Origin of the sequence: Alkalicoccus chagannorensis DSM 18086, assembly GCF_000429725.1 — a bacterium.
In the GTDB taxonomy this organism is placed as follows: domain Bacteria; phylum Bacillota; class Bacilli; order Bacillales; family Salisediminibacteriaceae; genus Alkalicoccus; species Alkalicoccus chagannorensis.
In genome coordinates, this window is record NZ_AUCK01000007.1 from 147,582 (window position 1) to 163,312 (window position 15,731).

Annotated in this window: 12 protein-coding genes; 9 read left to right on the top strand and 3 right to left on the bottom strand. The window is 56.8% G+C overall.

Translation table 11 applies throughout. The annotated features are described in order from the left end of the window. The first annotated feature begins 1 nt into the window (after window position 1). Window positions 2-475 carry an ASCH domain-containing protein gene (locus G477_RS18915; RefSeq protein WP_051287742.1) on the top strand — a complete coding sequence of 158 codons (474 nt, stop codon included), beginning with the start codon at window positions 2-4 and terminating at the stop codon, window positions 473-475. 674 nt (window positions 476-1,149) lie between these two features. Here G477_RS18915 and G477_RS0106385 read toward each other — a convergent pair. Both G477_RS0106385 and G477_RS0106390 read right to left on the bottom strand, forming a co-directional pair. Beyond that, window positions 1,150-1,344 (bottom strand): hypothetical protein, encoded by a 195-nt coding sequence (locus tag G477_RS0106385; RefSeq protein WP_026697231.1) that lies wholly within the window; start codon window positions 1,342-1,344, stop codon window positions 1,150-1,152. 158 nt (window positions 1,345-1,502) lie between these two features. Further along, on the bottom strand, window positions 1,503-1,925 hold the full coding sequence (locus tag G477_RS0106390; RefSeq protein WP_026697232.1) for a pyridoxamine 5'-phosphate oxidase family protein: 423 nt from the start codon (window positions 1,923-1,925) through the stop codon (window positions 1,503-1,505). 546 nt (window positions 1,926-2,471) lie between these two features. Between G477_RS0106390 and G477_RS0106395 the strand changes: the two genes are divergently transcribed. The 4 genes from G477_RS0106395 (at window position 2,472) to G477_RS0106415 (ending at window position 6,199) form a co-directional block, all read left to right on the top strand. Beyond that, on the top strand, window positions 2,472-3,140 hold the full coding sequence (locus G477_RS0106395; RefSeq protein WP_026697233.1) for a hypothetical protein: 669 nt from the start codon (window positions 2,472-2,474) through the stop codon (window positions 3,138-3,140). Between the two features lie 19 nt (window positions 3,141-3,159). Next, window positions 3,160-3,393, top strand: coding sequence for a hypothetical protein (locus G477_RS0106400; RefSeq protein WP_026697234.1), 234 nt, complete (start codon window positions 3,160-3,162; stop codon window positions 3,391-3,393). A 378-nt stretch (window positions 3,394-3,771) separates the two neighbouring features. Next, window positions 3,772-5,688, top strand: a complete 1,917-nt coding sequence (locus tag G477_RS0106410) for a heavy metal translocating P-type ATPase (protein ID WP_026697236.1) — start codon at window positions 3,772-3,774, stop codon at window positions 5,686-5,688. 19 nt (window positions 5,689-5,707) lie between these two features. Beyond that, window positions 5,708-6,199 (top strand): DUF3221 domain-containing protein, encoded by a 492-nt coding sequence (locus G477_RS0106415; RefSeq protein WP_026697237.1) that lies wholly within the window; start codon window positions 5,708-5,710, stop codon window positions 6,197-6,199. A 258-nt stretch (window positions 6,200-6,457) separates the two neighbouring features. Here G477_RS0106415 and G477_RS0106420 read toward each other — a convergent pair whose 3' ends face one another. Further along, entirely contained in the window at window positions 6,458-6,862 is a 405-nt protein-coding gene (locus tag G477_RS0106420; protein WP_026697238.1) for a (deoxy)nucleoside triphosphate pyrophosphohydrolase, read from the bottom strand. A gap of 1,179 nt (window positions 6,863-8,041) precedes the next feature. Here G477_RS0106420 and G477_RS18920 point away from each other — a divergent pair. The 4 genes from G477_RS18920 to G477_RS0106445 all read left to right on the top strand — a co-directional run bounded on the left by G477_RS18920 (window position 8,042) and on the right by G477_RS0106445 (window position 15,357). Then, the gene (locus G477_RS18920) at window positions 8,042-11,737 is read left to right on the top strand and encodes a chitobiase/beta-hexosaminidase C-terminal domain-containing protein (RefSeq protein WP_051287744.1); all 3,696 of its coding nucleotides are present in this window, start codon (window positions 8,042-8,044) and stop codon (window positions 11,735-11,737) included. A gap of 571 nt (window positions 11,738-12,308) precedes the next feature. Beyond that, on the top strand, window positions 12,309-14,039 hold the full coding sequence (locus tag G477_RS0106435) for a carbon starvation CstA family protein (protein ID WP_026697239.1): 1,731 nt from the start codon (window positions 12,309-12,311) through the stop codon (window positions 14,037-14,039). 119 nt (window positions 14,040-14,158) lie between these two features. Further along, window positions 14,159-14,416: a cory-CC-star protein gene (locus G477_RS0106440; protein ID WP_026697240.1), complete on the top strand. Its 258-nt coding sequence runs from the start codon at window positions 14,159-14,161 to the stop codon at window positions 14,414-14,416. A gap of 14 nt (window positions 14,417-14,430) precedes the next feature. Continuing rightward, window positions 14,431-15,357 (top strand): ArsA family ATPase, encoded by a 927-nt coding sequence (locus G477_RS0106445; protein WP_026697241.1) that lies wholly within the window; start codon window positions 14,431-14,433, stop codon window positions 15,355-15,357. The last annotated feature ends 374 nt before the right edge of the window (window positions 15,358-15,731 follow it).

A 15,731-nucleotide genomic window follows, 5' to 3' on the forward strand; every position in this document is an offset into this window, starting at 1 on the left:
CATGAAGAACGACATCGAGGCATTCTGGCAGCGTTTCTGCCGAGAACGCGGGAAAGACCCTGGTTACCGGGAAGCGTTCATGTTCGGGGTAGAGGCCGACTGGCTGGCTGATCTCGTGGTAACAGGAAAAAAAACAGCCACGTGTTCCGGACTGGCCTTCTACGAAATGGAGAACGAAGCACTTCCGCAGGCAGGAGAATACGATATCGTCCTCGACAGCAGGGAAGCCCCTGCCGCTGTCATCCAGGTCACCTCCGTGGACATCGTGCCGATGAACGAAGTGAGTGAGGCGTTCGCGCTGGCCGAAGGAGAAGGGGATTATGACGAGTGGTGGCGGGCCCACGAAGCCTTTTTCCGCGAAGAACTCCCGGCAATCGGCCGCTCGTTCTCCCCGGACATGCGGCTCGTCTGCGAACGTTTCACGTGTGTGTATCAGGAAGACAGCACAAAAGAAACCTCTTCTTTTGTACTTTAATGGCACTTCTGTTGATTAACCAACATCCAATAGTAATTGTTTTTTCTATAAAACAACAGAAAGAGCTTCTTCGTTGGAATACGGAGAGACGCTCTGCTTCCGCCGGGCGCTTTCCGGAGGGGACTCTCTCAGCTAGTCTGCCTCCGGCAGCCGGATCTTCGAATCGTCCTGATCCTCCCGGAGTCGCCGGCTGCGCGCCGCTTTTTTTTCATTTAGCGCTGTTAAAGCTTGATGTTGTTATTTGATGAAAGCAGCGATAGGTGTCGGCGCTCAAGGGATCAGCGAGGTTTTTTGCGACGAGTAACCGCGGGAGCACAGTCCGCACATCCTCCTTCGCTTCGCGGAGGATAGTGGAGGGCAAGCCCCTGAACAAGCGCCCGTCGAAAGCGGATGAAATCAACAACGAACGATAACATAGCCTTTCATTTAGGAAAAACGAGCCTTTCGTTGGAAGGAGGATGCTGCATCCTTCCTTGTGATCGTAGCCTGTCGCAGTGCAAGGTATTCTTTCGAGACGCCTGTGGAAAAACAAAGCTGAAAGCTTTCTCCCCAGCAGGCGAAGAAAAAACCGCAGCCGCTGCACCCAATACCCATGTCCCTAATAAATGGGTCATCAACAGACGTGCTTTAATAGGAGTGTATAAGTTTTCATACAAGGAAACAGCCGCACCGATTCATGAACCGGTGCGGCTGTTCTCTATTCGCTCTTCACATTGCACGTCCCACTGCCGTCGCTGGATGGTGGAATGGTTGAGGCAGCGGGCGAAAGCCGCCGCTTCGCTTTCTGTCGCAAACAGTTTCGGCCGCCACGTACCCGAATGCCGCAGGATTTCTTCGTCTAAACCTATGTAGCGATGCAAGTAATACAACATACAGCCTCCTCGAATCAACTATCTCTCTGTTCCCTTATCGGGAGAAAAGAAAACCCCGCCGGTCGAAGCCGTCGTCCCCCTGCAGGAGAACGTATTTTTTTATCATGGAAAAAAACGCCGCACCGGGGCCTGTCTCAGTGCGGCGTCCGTTTCTCTTACAGATCCAGCGTCTGCGGCGTATCGCCCTTGCTGTTCATGAGACGGATCGAATCCGGCTTGATCTCGAGGAAAACGAGCACCGGATCATCCTTGCCGTCAAACCACTTGTCGAGCTCCTCATTCCACAGCTCATCAATGATCTCCCGGTCCTCCCGGATACGCGCATAGCCCGTCACCTCGACATACTCATCGCCGATGCCCTGCCCCTGATACCCGAGCAGCACGTGCACATGGCCGTTCTTATCAATCTCCTCTTTCTTGTGCGTCTCCCGGCTCGTGGGCGTATACAGCGTCATGTCCTTATTGAAAAACGTCATGTAGCGCCCGTACGGCTTGTTGTTCTCCACCGTCGACAGAATGCCCACGTGGTTGTCCGCGATAATCTCTTCAATACGCGACTTCAGTTCCTGTTGATTCATCTTCATCAGCTCCTCGTAGTGAATTTACCAGCTGAGGGCCTTATTCCTTTTCCTGGCTTCTTTCAAACGTAGCCGCCGGCGGACGGACCGGCGCCATGGTGCCCGCTGTGGATCCGGAACCTCCTAGGGTATAAAAGCAGCTGGGCGTGTCCAATAATTGGGTAATGTCTGTGAAGGAAAAAGAAAACTAGCTTTGAAAAGATGGCTTTTATCTAAATGGAAGGAAAGCAGGATGAAAGTTTTGATTATGGATGAACAAATCGTATATAATTAAATCAGATTTATGCTGAACGTGGAACATCCACGTCCCGCTGAAGTTGGAGGAGGAAAAGCCGGCAGACGGTGGGGGAGGAAATCATCAGAGGACATAATGCTGTTATTTTTTGTCAACGGACAAGTAAAATGAGCTGAAAGTCATCAAGAATAGTGACAAAGTAGCAAAAATGTTCTTTCGTGTAACAAAAAAGGGCTCGTCAGCGTTATATATGTCAAAGGGACCAAGAACATCCTCGTTCTGGTGCCGGCACATAACAGGAGGCTGAAGTAGTGAAGAAAGCATATATTGTTCTGGACAACAGTGTACATGCCGAGGTGTTTGACCTGGAGGGTGTGCAGGTGACGTCGGGAACACTGGATGGATATTTGTCGGAGTGGAAGTCGTTTGATGTGGTGTTTTTGTTTGTGGATGGTCCGGGTGATGGTGCCGCGCGGCTGCGCAGCATGGATCCGGCACAGCTGTCCTCTCTGATCGTCCTCGTGCCGGAAGCGTCGTTTGAATCGTGCCTCCCGCTGCTGCAGTTCCATGTGCTTGGATTATACCGGAAGGCGTATTTTCTGGATCATACGCAAAGCATTCTGGAGCAGGCTGCTGCTTACCCGGCAGGAGCCTGCGAACGCGGCGCCTACAAGCTGGCGGAGATGATCGACCGATTTCAGGGACCGGGGGAAGGCATCCGGCATTTCCGTCTGCGGGAATCCGCCCTGCCCTCCACGTTGAAACCGACGTCCCGTCAGCTGCTCGAGTATCTCCTGGACGGAGAAACGAGCCAGACAATCAAAGAGAAGTACGGCTACACCCAGGGCAAGCTGCAGTATGCCCGCGAACGGCTGATGCTGGACACCGGCACGGAGAACCTGACTGAAGCCGTCGTCCATGCAGTCAGAGAAGGCTGGACAGAACCCGTCCGCAGCCTGATCGCAGTCGAGAAATCGTAGAAAAGGAGAGTGTCCGCCGGTGAATAGAGAAGATATGGCCTCGCTGATCCAGAGCGGAGGCGCTCACGTAGAGATATCCACTGTAGAAGAAGGAGGGCGGACCCTCTATTACATATACTTTTACCCAAACGGCCACGGGGCCCGCAGCTACCTGCAGATCACCGAAAACGATGACATTTACAACTTCGTCCAAGGTGAACTCGAAGCAAGAGCCGCACGCAGCGAGCCGGACCGCGGCCTCCCAGAAGCCTGAGCGGCCCAGCACCGTCCCCCCCTATCCAAACATCTGCATGCGTATCACCGGAAAACGCCTTCCATCCAGGAAGGCGTTTTCCGTTCGTAAGAAAGCAGAATAGATCGTGGGAAGAAGACGGCGGCATTCCACCTAACGAGCGCCCATGGCTGCTGCCACGGCAGGAATACCAGCTCTGGCGGAGGCAGGAACGGCGTCTGCGTGCATACACGCATGCATCGTCCAGCCCGGACGCGTTCGCCCTGCTCGGCAGGCACAGCACCGGACCTCCATACACATTCGTTGACGCTGCCGCGCCCTTCAGGAATCCACGCTTCTTTTTCCTGAAAACAGGGTATAGAACGAAAGAGATACAAAACAATATGGGGGGCGGCGTCTATGGCAGAAGAAGTGCTGCGACAGCTTCGGGAACCTGCACGCTGGGAAGCGCTGCGACGGCACAGAGAAATTCTTGCCGCCGCGGCAGGTGGAATGTTTTTGTTCATCGGTTTTCTGCTCGAACGGCAGGAACTCCCTGCCGCCGCCGTCGCCTGTTTTCTGCTCGCCTATTCGGTAGGCGGCTACTATAAAGCGAAGGAAGGCTTTTTGGATCTCGTCGAAGACCACCGCCTCAACGCCGAGATTCTCATGGTGCTTGCGGCCGTCGGAGCGGCCTCCATCGGCTACTGGGAAGAGGGCGCGATCCTGATTTTCATTTTTGCTGTCAGCGGCGCCCTGGAAACCTACACCATGCAGAAAAGCGAGAAAGACCTGTCCGCCCTGATCTCGATGGCTCCCGATACCGCCGTCCTTCTCGGAGACGACGGAACCCAGCGCGCGGTTCCCATCGACACCGTCCGGCCCGGTGACCGGGTGCTCGTTAAGCCGAATGAACGCATTCCCGTCGACAGCCGCGTCCTCGAAGGTGCTTCCAGCGTCGATGAATCCGCGCTCACAGGGGAAGCGGTCCCCGTCGAAAAACACGCCGGCAGCAGCCTGTTCAACGGGAGCATGAACGGAAGCGGCGCCCTCACCGTCGAAGTCGTGAAGCGCAACGAAGATTCTATGTTCCAGAAAATGATCAGCCTCGTCCAGCAGGCCAAAAGCGAGCGGCCGGAAACACAGCGCTGGATCGAGCGCATCGAAGGACCGTACGTCATCACCGTCCTGATCGGCGTCACGCTCATGTTCGTGATCCCATATGGGCTGCTCGGCTGGAACTTCACGGACACGTTTTACCGCGCGATGGTGCTGCTTGTCGTCGCATCCCCGTGCGCGATCGTCGCCTCCGTCATGCCCGCCATGCTCTCCGCCGTCTCCACGGGCGCCCGGAGCGGCGTGCTCTTAAAAGGCGGCATCTTCATGGAGCAGCTTTCCAAAGCCGACGTCATCGCCTTCGACAAAACCGGCACCATCACGAAAGGCACACCAGCCGTCACCGATACGTACAGCAGCGGCACCAGCCCCGACTGGCTCGCCGCAGCAGGCGCCATCGAACAGCAGTCCAACCATCCACTCGCCCAGGCCATCACCACCTACTGCGACAGCCAGCACCTCGCAGCCTACCCGCTCGACCAGATTGAAGACATGACCGGATTCGGGGTCAAAGGGTATGCAGGAAGCACCACCTGGGCTGTCGGAAGCCTGTCCTTCATGCGGCACCTCGGCATCCCTCCGTTGGGTGAGGGATGGGAGGAGGTCAAGACCGGCTGGCAGCAGGCCGGGAAGACAGTCGTCTGTGTCGCCGAGAACGAGCAGTTTGCCGGGGCATTCGCCATCAAAGATGAACTGCGGCCCGGCATCCGGGAGATGATCGAAGAGTTGAACAACAGTGGGATCGAGACCGTGATGATCACCGGCGACCAGGAAGCTACCGCCCAGGCCGTGGCCGAAGAGGCCGGCGTGACCACCTGGTCGGCAGAGAGCCTTCCGGAACAGAAGGTGGAAGAAGTGCGGAAGCTGAAGGAGCGGTACCGCTCGGTCGTCATGGTCGGCGACGGCGTCAACGATGCACCGGCGCTCGCCAAGGCGGATATCGGCATTGCCATGGGTTCCGGCACGGACGTCGCCGTGGAGACAGCCGACATGGTCCTGATGAAAAACGACCTGCAGAAGATCAGCCTGGCCGTGACGCTGTCGAGGCGCATGAACCGGATTATTGTCCAAAACCTGATTTTCTCCGTCAGCGTCATCGCGCTGTTGATCACGGCCAACTTTTTTCAACAGCTCACGCTGCCGCTCGGCGTCATCGGGCACGAAGTCAGTACGATCCTGGTAATTTTGAACGGCCTGCGCCTCTTACGGGCGCAGGGATAGTGGAAGAGGAGGTTTTTGTTTGAAGAAGCTGATCGCCGGCCTCGCCCTGATGCTGGCCGCCTGTACCAATCAGGAAGAGGAGCCGCCGGATATCGAAGGATTCGTGATGGACGAAGACGAGGACCAGGTGCTGGTCGTCGAAGAGAGCGGAGAGGACGACCCCGCCAGTCACGGCGCCGTGTGGGCCTCCGGTGATACGAGCGGTGCAGCAACCGGAGACCACGTCCAGCTCTGGTACGATGACGGCGCCGCAGAATCCTATCCGCTGCAGGCGGAGATTGGACGAATCGATGTCGTCGACAGCATGGACGTCGACGGTGCCGAGCTGGACCGGAGCGGTGCCCTGCACGAGGCACTGGAAGACCGCGATGTGCGGCGCTACGTACAAGACACGATTGCCTCCCCGGCGCGCATCGCCTACCGGGAAGCGGAGCGTTCCTGGGAAATCCTGTTCGTCTCCGGTGTCGACGACGACAGCCTGGAAGTCATCATTGCCGACGCACCGTCGTAAATACGTAAAAAAGGAAGCCTCCTAAGGGGGCTTCCTTTTATATAGGATAGGATGTCTTCTACAGCCGCCGTGGCGCAGCAGGGAGGGGAGAGCGTCTCCAACCGACATCGAAACGGCCCAAAACCGCTTCATACCGGCTCAAAAGAAGCAGTGTGGCTCAAAAAAACGGGAGGCGACCCGCCCGAGTATCCAGGCCGACCTGCTTTTCAGCCGAAGCGGAAATACAGCAGCGGGACGCGCCGCTGGTCGTTCTCCTTTTCAGGAGCGGGCAGCGCCGCCGCTCAGCATCGTCACGGCCGGGACATCGGCCGGTGCCCAGACGAGGGATTGCAGTTGGGCCCGCGGCATCCACAGCAGTTTCGAATGCTCTGACGGGGATGGGACTCCCTCGATGATGTCGGCCTGCAGGCAGTGCAGGGTGACGACGGCGCTGCCATAATCATGCGTATGGACGTGCAGCTCGCCCCCGGCCCGGATGCGGCAGCCGAGCTCTTCCTCGATTTCCCGCTCCAGCGCCGCTGCGTGCGCCTCCGCTGCTTTCACTTTTCCCCCCGGAAACTCCCACACATTTGGCAGCGTCATCGACGGACCACGCAGCGCGCACAGCAACTCCCCTTCCGGATTCTCCATTACGGCAGCCACCACGTGAATTTCTTTCGCCATTCGCTCAACTCCTTTCCGCCATCACTATAGCATAAAGTGCGGCAGCTTTGATAAAAGAAGAGAGGAGGTGGCGGTGATACTGCTGCTCCTGTCCGTCGTTCGGCTTCAAAGCAGACGTTCAGGGCGAGCGGGCGGTCGCTGCGCGTCAAAGAGCAGTCGCACCGAATCCGCCGGCGGTCACTCAGAAGTAAGCAGCGGACGTTCGGCAGCTAGGCGGTCACTCAGGAAACCGCAGCGGTCACTCCCCGGCCGCGGGCGGACGCAGCGTCTCCGAAAACGGCGCTTCGGCTCGCGTCACCTCCCAGCGAAGCCAACCCACCCAAAGCGTCATCTACCCAACCCCTTCCGGTCCCGGCTGCCGGGCAGCCGCGAGAAAAAGGAAAATATCGGGCAGAAGGTTTCATTCTCTGTCCTTTGTCTGGTTCCGGCTCGGACGTTCAGAGCGAGCGGGCGGTCGCTACGCGTCAAGGAGCAGTCGCACCGAATCCGTCGGCGGTCACTCAGAAGTAAGCAGCGGACGTTCGGCAGCTGGGCGGTCACTCAGGAAACCGCAGCGGTCACTCCCCGGCCGCGGGCGGACGCAGCGTCTCCGAAAACGGCGCTTCGGATCGCGTCACCTCCCAGCGAAGCCAACCCACCCAAAGCGTCATCCACCTAAGCCCTTCCGGTCCCAGCCGCCGGCAGCTGTCAGACAGCACCCTGTTTTTTCGGGAAAAGGTCTGGGAGAAGACCTGCATGATCTGTGACATTCTTCTTGATTTAAACGGATGGAGGGGAAAGTGGCAGCATGCTGGGTCCAACGCCTCTCCTCAGAGGCAGGGAAACGCTCCGGATGAATAGAGAAACCGCGTGGATTCAAGGGGGATCATCCTGTATGTGGAAGATAATCGCTTCAAAGTTTCTCCGGGACAGCTGCAATCATTTGTTCACGCGATTTGAAAGCGCTGTCATGTACAGCTGTGGAAAAGGCATCACGCGCCAATATGCACCGTTCAATCAGATGTGAACGTTTGTTCAAGGTGCCTTCGTGCCCGGTATGCCAGCTTATCTGACAAAGCTTCAAACCGGGACTTCCGCCGTGTGCAAAAATGTCGGAGTTGTCTGACAACTGCTTTGCACTGGAAACATTCCGTGCTATGCTGTGGCAGTATTACTACAGATTCCAAGGGGGAATGTCATGTGTCTGCAAAACGTTTACATTTTCGTCGGAGCACAGCCGGGCTTTTATCCGCAGCATTGATTGCGTCAGCCGCGGTCCCTGCTCAAGCACAGGGAGGACCACCGAGTGACAGAGGCGGTGGACCGCCGGATCACGCGAACGGGCCGGACCGAACAGTGGAAAGTCTGTCGTGGGAAGATGCTTCCAGTTTCTACATTGAGTTTGACAAAACGTTTCCGGCGGGACTGTCGCTGGATAACGTTGCTGATGTGACGTGGGAAATAGAAGGAGACGAGCCAGCCATTGCGGAAACGACTGTGCAGCAGGGAGAGCGTAACGTGCTGCGTGTCGATTTGGAAGAGGAACTGGATACGGATGGTCTGCTGCGGATCAATGACGTAGAAGCACCATTTACCTTTGCAGAAGAAGAGGAAGAAGACCTTTTTGAAGGAGCGACGATCGCAGAAGTACGCGGAGCCATGGGCACGACGCAGACATTCACTGGCATTGTGACAGCTGCGTTTGAAGCAGGCGGACAGACGAATATGTACGTGCAGGATGATACAGGGGCGGTGATCGTCCGTGGCGAAGGACTCGGGGATACGTATGAAGAGGGAGACCTCGTCACGTTCACTGGAGAAGTGGATGATTATTTCGGCATGACACAGGTGCTGGAGTCGTCCAACGAACTCGTCCGGGCTGGATATGAGGTACTGGAGCCAGAAGTTGTCGACTCCTCGTTCTTTGATGGAGAAGCGGATGATATTCAGGCACAGCTCGTCACGCTCGAAGACGTGGACGTGGCAGATAATTATGATTTTGATGATTTTGCCGCTTCTGATAGCGTTGGAGACTTTATCATGCTAGATGAGATCGGCGAAATCCAGGAGGATACCTCTTATGATACGGTCACCGGGGTGGTGAATCTGGATTTCGATGAGAACAAGCTGATGCCGAGAAGCTCCTCTGATCTCGTCGAAGACGCGTCGCAGACCCGGCCGGTAGAAGCGTCGCCGTCCTCCGGGGAAGTAGCTGCCGGCACAGAAGTCGAGCTGCAGAGCGCGACCGAAGGAGCACAGATCTACTATACACTCGACGGCAGTGAGCCGACAGAAGACAGCACGTTGTATGAGGAACCGATAGTCATCGACGAGGAAACCCAGATCCGTGCGATCGCCGTCTCGGACGATCTCTCCACCAGTTCGGAAACGGTGCTCGATTATACGATCCTTCAGGAAGCGGGAGACGTCACCATCGCTGACATCCAAGGGGAAGCGCATGTTTCGCCGCTGGAAGGTCAGTCCGTACAGGCGGTGGAGGGCATCGTGACACATACGGAAAACAATGCCTTTTATATGCAGATGGAGGAGTCTGACGGTAACGTCAACACGTCGGAAGGAATCTACGTGTTCCGAAGTGACCATGGTGTGAGCGAGGGCGATGAGGTGCGTGTCAATGGGACCGTTACAGAGTGGGAAGAAGACGGATTCGATGACAATGATGACCTGACAACGACGCAGATTACTGGGTCTACCATCGAGGTGGTCTCCAGCGGCAATGCCTTGCCGGATCCTATCGTGATCGGGGAAGACCGCGACATTCCATCTGAGCTGCTGACGAATGAAGAGGAATACGACATTGATACGGGGGAAGGCTTCGACGCAGAAAACAATGCGCTCGACTTCTATGAAAGCCTCGAAGGCATGCGCGTGGAAATTCCAGGTCAGGTTACAGTGACCGGACCACAGTCCTTCCAGGAGCTCACAGTCGTTTCAGAAGAGTGGGGGCTGGAAAATCGGACGCCGAGCGGCGGTGTGTATCTGGAAGAAAACCCTGAACCGGGACCGGAATTAGTGACCGAGCTCATGTTCGTCAACGTGCCGTTTGGTACCGTGGCAAAAACAGGGGACTACTTTGAAGAAGGCATTACCGGCGTCCTCACCTATGATTTCGGCAACTTTAAGCTGGAGCCGACAGAAGACCTGCCGGAGCTGAACGACGGCGGCAACGAACGCCGCGATGAAACGACCATCGACTTTGACGAAGATCAGTTGACGGTGGCGACATACAACGTGGAAAACTTTGATTTTACACAGACAGAAAAAGCAGGCAGGCTTGCGGAATCGATGGCGAACGAACTAAACGCACCGGACATCATCACGCTCGTAGAAGTGCTGGATAACAGCGGCACCACCGATGACGGCGTGACCGCTGCCGACCAGAACTATGAAGCACTGGCTGAAGAGATCAGTGACAGAGGCGGACCTGCCTACGAATACACGGAATCCGAGCCGATTGACATGAATGACGGTGGAGTCCCGGGCGGGAACATTCGCGTCGGTCATATGTACCGCACCGACCGGGTCGAGCTTCCGGATGACAGCGTCGCACCGAGAGAGGAAGGGCTCACGATTGAAGATGATGGCAGCCTGAGCCACGGGACGGGTGTCATTGATCCGACGAACGAGGCGTTTGAAAGTACTCGGAAACCAATCGTATCCGAGTTTTATTTCAAAGGTGAACCGGTGTATGTGATCGGAAACCATTGGAACTCGAAGCGCGGTGATTTGGCGCCATACGGCATGGAACAGCCAGCCCTGCAGGGAAGCCGGGAGCAGCGTCAGGACATTGCGGATGTTGTTGGCAGCTTCATTGCGGAGCTGAATGAGAAAAACGAACAGCCGAACGTCGTGACACTCGGGGACTTTAATGATTTCCCATGGTCTGACCCAGTAGAAACACTGGTCGAGCAGGGAGATCTGTACAACGCGATCTTTGAACTGCCGCGCAACGAGCAGTACACGTACAACTTTAATGGCGCTTCCCAGTCGCTTGATTCGATTCTTGTTTCCGAGCACCTGCAAGAAGGTATGGATGTTGACTTCATGAACATCAACTCGGAGTTTATGGAAGAGGATGGACGAGCGAGTGACCACGATCCGGCGATGGTGCAGCTGGAAATTCCAGACATCGATCCGGACTATGACATGGGAGACGTCACACCTCCGGAGCTGAGCTTCGTGGATGACGCGCTGCAGGAAGACCCGGTCGTGACGATCGAGCAGGGCAGCGACTTCACCCTGCCGGAAGTCACCGCAGTGGATGACGTGGACGGTGATATCACGGATCGCATCACCGTAACGGGAGATGAGGTGGATCCGGACAGCGCCGGCACGTATACGGTCCGTTACGAAGCGGAAGATGACGCCGGCAATACAGGGACGTTGACGCTGGAAGTGGTCGTGACATCGACCGCACCGGCACTGGAAGAATTGGAAAATGGCGATTTTGAAGCCTGGACCGATGACAGACCGGACGGCTGGTGGGGCGAGACGACGAACTTTGCCAATTCCCGGGTAGCGCAGTCCGAAGATGCCTTCACCGGCGCATTCTCGGTGGAGCTGGAGAATAACCTTGAAAGCGGGGTCCATAACCGCTTTACGACCGAGACGTACCAGCTGGAAGAAGGCGGCGTCTATGAAGTCACCTTCCAGGTGAAAGGCACTGGCGACATCCGTAATGCGATGTACGATGCGACCAATGGGAATTACGGTTCGTACAGCAGCTACACGACGCTGGACGACAGTGACTGGACCGAGCTGACATGGACGTACGAAGCAAACGACAGTGTGGAAGCCGAGCTGATCTTCTCGGCACGGGAAACTGGAGACGATGTAATCCTGCTGGATGACGTTTCCGTCGAACGAATCGACTAACGGACACAACGATCCCCCTCCGCCGGCATAGCGGAGGGGGATTTGTACGTGGAAAAAGAGACGAGGGTATCTTTCCGTCCATGATCTGTACCCGGAGCGGACGTTTAGAGCGTGGATTCGGTCGCACCGCGTCGAGGAGCAGTCGCACCGCGCCCGCCGGCGGTCACTCCGAGGGAACCAGCGGTCATTCGGCAGCTGGACGGTCATTCAGGAAGCCACAGCGGTCACTCACGAACCACGGGCGGACGGACCGCACCCGAAAACGGCGCTACAGGCCAAAGCCCATCTCAACCCTCATGCACCCAAGCCCTTTTGGTCCCGGCTGCCGGGCAGCCGCGAAAAAGAAGGCCACATCGGGTTGGACGCTCGTCCGCAAGTCTGTCGTTTACTCCCGGAGAAGCCGCGCTTTCTGCAGACAGCGCGGCTTCTCTCCTCCTCCTATAAAGCAGTCCCGCACCCGAACATCCGGAAAACTGTCAAAAGAGTAAAAATATTATTTAATTCCCTCTTCTTCTCTGTTAAAATGAAGAAGCGTTAAAGCGCTTACAATTACATAGAAGGAGGTTATTTCATGTCTGCGATTCTCGTAGCGATCGCCGGATTGATTGTATTCGCCCTCGGCTATCGTTTTTACTCCAAATTCATTGCGGAAAAGATTTACCGGCTCGACCCGGACTATGTGACTCCGGCGCACCAGTATAAGGACGGCGTCGACTTCGTACCGACGAACAAGTACGTTCTCTGGGGGCACCACTTCACGTCAGTCGCCGGCGCAGCCCCGATACTCGGACCGGCGATTGCCGTCTACTGGGGGTGGCTGCCGGCGGTACTCTGGGTTGTACTCGGGACCGTGTTTGCGGCCGGGGTCCACGATTTCGGCACGCTCGTCTTGTCTGTCCGCAACAAAGGGCAGTCCATCGGCACACTCGCCAACAAGCTGATCGGCCAGCGGGCGAAGATGTTGTTCTTATTTATCATTCTCATTCTCGTGCTCATGGTCAACGCTGTGTTCGCCTGGGTCATCGCCAACCTGTTCATTACATACCCGGCGAGCGTCATTCCCGTCTTCATTCAAATTCCGCTCGCAATCTGGATCGGCTACGCTGTGTACAAGCGCAACGTCAAAATGCTGCTCCCGTCGCTGCTCGCGCTCGGGATCATGTACACGATGGCAATTCTCTCGAGTGGCAACACGTGGATGCAGATCGACCTCGTCCGCTACATGGGCGGAGAAGAAGCAGCCGGGCTGTTCGGCCTCGGTTCTGTCGCCACCGCCTTCTTCATCTGGATCATTATTTTACTGGCCTACGTCTACATTGCGTCGACCCTGCCGGTATGGAAGCTCCTGCAGCCGCGGGATTTCATCAACTCGCACCAGCTCGTCGTCGGGCTCGGCATCCTGTATCTCGGGCTCTTCCTGACGAATCCGGAAATCACCGCACCGGCCACGAACCCAGGAGCGGACACGTCCTGGCTGCCGCTGCTTTTCATTACGATTGCCTGCGGCGCCATCTCCGGCTTCCACGGACTCGTGTCGTCCGGGACGTCGTCGAAACAGCTGAACAAAGAAACCGATGCCCGCTTCGTCGGCTACTTCGGCGCCGTCGGGGAAGGTATCCTCGCGCTTGTCTCGATCCTGGCCGTAGTCACGCTCTTCTCTAACGCCGATGAATTCCTCGGCGCCTATACCAGCTTTGAAGCAGCCGGAGAAATCGGTCTCGGCAACTTCGTCGAAGGCGCAGCCGGTCTGGCCCAGGGGCTTATGATTCCGCAGGCTGTCGCGACGACCATCGTCTCGATCATCGTCGTCAGCTTTGCCGCAACCACCCTCGACACGTCCGTGCGGCTCATGCGCTACATCATCACCGAGCTCGGGTCCGAATACAAGATCAAGCCGCTGACCAAAACACACGTCGCTACGACCGTGGCTGTCGGCTCTACTGCCGCACTCGTGCTGATTCCAGAAGGACCGCAGGGCTTCGGCTCCGGAGGCTACCTCCTTTGGCCGCTGTTCGGAACCTCGAACCAGCTGCTTGCCGGCATCAGCCTGCTGCTCGTCTCGCTCTGGCTCAAACGACTCGGCCGCAACTATATCTACACGTTGATTCCGATGATCTTCCTCCTGTTCATGACGATGTACGCCCTGTTCCAGCAGGTCGTCTTCCAGTGGGCCTGGTGGGCAGAAGGCACCAACATGCTCCTGTTCATCTTCGGAGCCATCAACTTCGTCTTCGCGCTGTGGATCGCGCTGACCGCGTTCGCTGCCCTGGCAAAAGGGGACGGGGACGAATTACCGAAATAAGCCTCTTCCCCTCTTCCTTCGGATGTTAGGATAAGGGGAAAGCATCAGAAGCGGCGCCGCGGAGAACTTCCGCGGCGTGCGTCATCCGCACCACATTTTCTGCGAAAGGAGCCGGGCCTATGCTGGAGAACATGAAGAAGCTGATCCGCTATTATGAGGACGTGATCAGCTTGAATCATAAGCAGGAGATTGCGCGGGAGCTGCGGGATGAGGACGATTTGTTCCTGCTGCTGCTGTATTCGGAGATGCTCGGCATTCCGAATCCGGTGTATTATTACACGCTGGAGCTGTATCCGCATATGATCGAGGAGTTTCATGACTGGCATCTGCGGATGGGCATGGACAAGTCACCGCTGAACGGGATTCGATGCTGCTGAAGGAGGGCGTGGATATGAGTTGGAACAAGGAGATTGTGTTCGTCGGCGGCAAGGGTGGTGTCGGCAAGTCGACGTCGGCGGCGGCGCTGGCGGTCCAGGCGGCTGCAGCGGGGCGCCGGACGCTGCTCGTGTCGACGGATCCGGCGCACAACACTGGCGACATTTTCGGGCGCGAGATCGGCGGGAAGCCGGTACAGGTCGAAGATCATTTGTGGGCGCTCGAAATCGACAGTGAGGTGGAAACGTCGCGCTACATTGCGCAGGTGAAGGAGAATATCCGCGAAACGGTGCACAGCGGGATGATGGAAGAGGTGCACCGGCAGCTGGATACGGCGAAAGCCTCTCCCGGCGCGGATGAAGCGGCGCTGTTTGATAAGCTCATTTCCATCATCCTTGAAGAACGCAGCCGCTTCGATCAGATTATTTTTGATACGGCACCGACCGGCCACACGATCCGACTGCTGTCCCTGCCGGAGCTGATGGGGGTCTGGATCGAGGGACTGCTGAAGAAGCGGAAGAAGACGAACGAGAACTACAGCCGCCTGCTGAACGACGGCGAGCCGGTCGAGGATCCGATTTACGACGTGCTGAAGGAGCGGCAGGAGCGCTTCGCCAAGGCGAGGGAGGTGCTGCTGGATCCGTCGCTGACGTCGTTTGTCTTCGTACTCAATCCCGAGCGGCTGCCAATTCTCGAGACGAAGAAAGCATGTGACCTGCTCGAAACGTACGACATGCGTGTGGACACCATCCTTATCAACAAAGTGCTGCCGGACTCGGCGGACGGCGAATTTCTCGCCGAGCGGCGCCGGCATGAGCTGCAGTACCTGCAGGATATTGACGACACGTTCCCGCAGCAGCGCCGCATCCGTATTCCGATGCAGCCGCACGACATTACGTCCAAAGCCGACCTCGAAGCCTTCAGTCGTCACCTTGGCAGCTGATACGAAAAGCCCGCCTCCCGCTTGCCGGGGAGGCGGGTTTTTGCCGTTTGACGGATAGAGTGAAAGGGGGGAGTCCTGCTGAGTGCGGACAAAGCCAATTTTTCCTCCTCCGCGCCTACGGCTTGGTTGTCGTCCGGCAGCCGCCGGACCTGAAAGCAAGCGCAGCTGGTGGATGACGATCGGAAGGCTGTTGGCGCAAATTCCGGGTGAAGTGTCAACATTCCGGGAAGAACCTGAAGTTAGCATAATAAGTGCAAGACAAAGTGAGCCATGATTTAATGAGAGTTAAATCAAACGAGCAGGAGGAACATCATGGCGAAAAATCAAAGTAAGCATCACTCTCGAGAATTTCGGGATTACGTGGCCAAGCACGT